Here is a 591-nt window from a genome sequence, read left to right on the forward strand (position 1 = left end):
ATAGGAGCTAAAGCGGCTTTCATGGCTGGTGTTTTGTATGTTGACGATTGACCAATCAGAGCGCCCCAGAGATTAGGAACAACAGTCCAATCATCATGTTGTTTTGGAGCAACCCGCACGCCATTGCCAATGACAGCAGCCAAGGCACAGAGAGCAGCGACAGCAATAAAATCCATAGGGGCTTGTTGACGTTCTGAAACGTCATAAACATAATCCATGAATGGCATGGGGAGCTGTAATGGGTCAAAAGGCTTGACGGGTAAGAGAGCCGCCATGATAGGCTTTAATTCCCCCCAACCATTTTGTTGCAATGCTTGTTTATAAGGAATGGCTTCTAAACAAGTCTTATCATTTAAAGAAACATTATCGTTATCATTGACGGGAGTATTTTTATTATTGTTTTGTAAATTATTATCTTTCATAGTTTCCCTCTTTTAAGAAAGTAATACGTTATTAAAATCAGTTCCTTTTGGAGCTTGCATGATAAAGACCTCAAAGCCATGGCTATAGGCATGTGCAGCGAGGGTAAAACCTGCTTTACGACCCGCATCATCGCCGTCCATTGCAATGGTGAGACGCCCTTTTGTAGGA

General features: G+C 42.5%; 2 protein-coding genes. Both read right to left on the minus strand.

Annotation, left to right across the window (positions count from 1 at the left end; genetic code table 11):
* Positions 1 to 422, minus strand: a 422-nt coding sequence (locus ACFIKI_RS08575; RefSeq protein ID WP_375666803.1) for a DUF3987 domain-containing protein, incomplete at its 3' end; no start/stop codon positions are given.
* Positions 423 to 434: 12 nt separating this feature from the next.
* The coding region (locus ACFIKI_RS08580) for a toprim domain-containing protein (protein WP_375666804.1) at positions 435 to 591 on the minus strand (157 nt) is incomplete at its 5' end.

Source organism: Bartonella sp. TT121SHDZB, assembly GCF_042193415.1.
In the GTDB taxonomy this organism is placed as follows: Bacteria; Pseudomonadota; Alphaproteobacteria; order Rhizobiales; family Rhizobiaceae; genus Bartonella.